Origin of the sequence: Brevundimonas diminuta ATCC 11568, from assembly GCF_000204035.1 — a bacterium.
GTDB classification, from domain to species: domain Bacteria; phylum Pseudomonadota; class Alphaproteobacteria; order Caulobacterales; family Caulobacteraceae; genus Brevundimonas; species Brevundimonas diminuta.
The window spans coordinates 2,413,751-2,416,486 of the sequence record NZ_GL883086.1; the positions used below are offsets into that span (position 1 = coordinate 2,413,751).

Sequence of the window (2,736 nt, forward strand, 5' to 3'; positions counted from 1 at the left end):
TCCGCGCCCGCCTCGGCCCGGTTCGACAGGGCCTCGATCACCCGGCGCGCCTGGGCGCGATCCCGCGTCGAGCCGTTGATCGACACCCCCCCGCCCGGCGTCTCGACCAGCACCTTGAAGGCGTCCTCGATCAGAGCCAGGTGGCGGCTCTGCGGCCCGATGACGGCGCGCAACGCCTCATCGCTGAGGGACAGGAACTCGGACTCTCGCGCCATGAGGTCTCCTTGTTGGTCCCCTATCGCCTCGCGCGCGGCGCGAGGCTGCTTGAGGGGGATTGTAAGCGTTCCTGGCCCCACGCACGGCGCGTGGCGAGACAGGCGTCAGTTGGTCTGGATCAGGCGGCCGGACAGGCTGTTCTGCTGGCCGCTGATGATCTCGACCGGAACGATCCGGCCGATCAGTTGATCCGCGTCCTCGACGTGGACCGATTGCAGATAGGGCGAGCGGCCGATGGCCTGGGCGCCGTGGCGGCCCTTCTTCTCGAACAGCACCGGCAGGACGCGCCCAGCCAGCGACTGATTGAAGGCGACCTGCTGCTCGGTCAGCAGGCCCTGCAGGGCGTGCAGACGTTCCTTGGCCACGGCGTCCGGCACCTGGGCCGCCATGGTCGCGGCGGGCGTGCCGGGACGCGGCGAATACATGAAGGAGAAGGCGCTGGCGTAGTTCACCCGCCGCACCAAATCCATGGTGTCCTCGAAATCGCGATCCGTCTCGCCGGGGAAGCCGACGATGAAGTCGCCCGACAACGCCATGTCCGGCCGCGCCGCGCGGATGCGGTCGATCAGGTCGAAATACTTCTGACGCCCGTGCTTGCGGTTCATCAGGCGCAGGATGCGGTCCGAGCCCGCCTGCACCGGCAGGTGCAGATAGGGCATGAGGGCGTCCAGTTCGCCGTGCGCCGCGATCAGGTCGTCCGACATGTCGTTCGGGTGGCTGGTCGTATAGCGGATGCGGTCGATGCCGGGGATGTCCGCCAGGGCGTAGGCCAGCTTCGCCAGGGTGAACGGCTTCCCGTCCGGCCCCTCGCCGTCATAGGCGTTGACGTTCTGGCCCAGCAGGGTGACTTCGCGCACGCCCCGGTCGGCCAGGGCGCGGGCCTCGTCCAGCACGGCCGCCACCGGCCGCGACCATTCGGCGCCGCGCGTATAGGGCACCACGCAGAAGGTGCAGAACTTATCGCAGCCCTCCTGCACCGTCAGGAAGGCCGTCACCCCGTCCGTGCCGCGCGCAGCGGGCAGGGCGTCGAATTTTTCGTTGGGGGCGAAGTCTGCGCCGATGCGCTCGCCGCGCGCCCGCGCGGTGCGGGTCAGCAACTCCGGCAGCTGGTGATAGGCCTGCGGCCCCACCACCAGATCGACCGCCGGCTGGCGCTTCATGATCTCCTCGCCCTCGGCCTGGGCGACGCAGCCGGCCACGGCGATGGTCATGCCGCCGTCGCGCGCCTCCTTCATCTGCCGCAGCTTGCCGAGTTCGGAATAGACCTTCTCGGCCGCCTTCTCGCGAATGTGGCAGGTGTTCAGGATGACGAAGTCGGCGTCTTCCGGCGTCTCGGTCGGGGCATAGCCCAGCGGCCGCAGCACATCGGCCATGCGCTCGGAGTCATAGACGTTCATCTGACAGCCGTAGGTCTTGATGAACAGGCGCTTGGGCGCGACGCTCGCGTCAGATGCGCCAGCGTCCGCCGGGGCGGGAAGGTCGAGCGTATCAGTCATGCACGGCTTATGATCGCCGAAATCGACCACGGCAAGACGACGCGAACGCCGACGGCGGTCAGTCTTCGGTCTCGTCGCGCGGACGGCGCTTATAGATCAGGCCTTCGCGCTCCACCGGCTCGGCGCCGGGGATGACGTGGCCGTAGAGCTCCAGCTTATGGCCGACCAGCTCATAGCCCAGCTTGCGCGCGATCTCGGCCTTCAGCCGCTCGATCTCGGCGTCGAAGAATTCAATGACCTCGCCCGTCTTGGTGTCGATCAGGTGATCATGGTGATCGTCGCCCGCCTCTTCATAGCGGCTGCGGCCGTCGCCGAAGTCGTGCTTTTCGACCACGCCCGCCTCTTCGAACAGGCGCACGGTGCGATAGACGGTGGCGATGGAGATGTGCGGGTCGATCGCCGAGGCGCGGCGATACAGCTCTTCCACATCGGGGTGGTCTTCGGCGTTCGACAGGACGCGGGCGATCACCCGACGTTGCTCAGTCATGCGCATGCCGCGTTCGGCGCAAAGTTTTTCGATCCGGTCCATGGCGGCGAAGATAGGCTGTACCGTCGCCTTATGGAAGCTATTCAGGGAAGTTCAGGACAAGCGTCAGCGCGTCCTCCCGGCGTCCGTCCGTATGCGAATAATAGCCGCGACGGCGGCCCATCTCGACGAAGCCGCTTCGGGCGTAGAGGGCGCGGGCGGCGACGTTGCCCTCAGCCACCTCCAGGAATATCCGCTCGGCGCCCAGGGCGGCGGCCCGCATCACCGCCGCCTCGACCAGGCGAACGCCCAGGCCCGCGCGACGCGCCGAAGGCCGTACCGCCAGGGTCAGGATCTCGGCCTCGTCGACCACGACGCGGATCAGGATGAAGCCGTCCTCCTCGGCCACGGCGAAGACGCCCGGCGAAGTCAGCAGTTCTGTCAGGGCCGCTTCATCCCACGGCGTCGCAAAAGCCTCGGCGTGGATCGCGGCGAGACGCCCAGGATCGGCAGTCGGGAAAAGCGGCGCGCTCACGCGGCGGGCTGGCGCGGCTGGCC

3 protein-coding genes and 1 pseudogene are annotated in these 2,736 nt (G+C 68.0%); all 4 read right to left on the reverse strand.

The features are described from left to right. Window positions 1–215 (reverse strand): annotated as a pseudogene (locus BDIM_RS18205) (PhoH family protein); the annotation flags it as partial. 105 nt (window positions 216–320) lie between these two features. Then, on the reverse strand, window positions 321–1,712 hold the full coding sequence (miaB, locus tag BDIM_RS15625; RefSeq protein WP_081461954.1) for a tRNA (N6-isopentenyl adenosine(37)-C2)-methylthiotransferase MiaB: 1,392 nt from the start codon (window positions 1,710–1,712) through the stop codon (window positions 321–323). A gap of 58 nt (window positions 1,713–1,770) precedes the next feature. Next, entirely contained in the window at window positions 1,771–2,241 is a 471-nt protein-coding gene (locus tag BDIM_RS15630) for a Fur family transcriptional regulator (protein ID WP_003166535.1), read from the reverse strand. A gap of 37 nt (window positions 2,242–2,278) precedes the next feature. After that, window positions 2,279–2,713, reverse strand: coding sequence for a ribosomal protein S18-alanine N-acetyltransferase (gene rimI, locus BDIM_RS15635; RefSeq protein WP_040346427.1), 435 nt, complete (start codon window positions 2,711–2,713; stop codon window positions 2,279–2,281). Window positions 2,714–2,736 lie beyond the last annotated feature (23 nt).

Coding starts and splice junctions, on each gene's coding strand:
- miaB (WP_081461954.1), bottom strand. CDS start 1,712: ATGACTGATACGCTCGACCTTCCCGCCCCGGCGGACGCTGGCGCATCT.
- BDIM_RS15630 (WP_003166535.1), bottom strand. CDS start 2,241: ATGGACCGGATCGAAAAACTTTGCGCCGAACGCGGCATGCGCATGACT.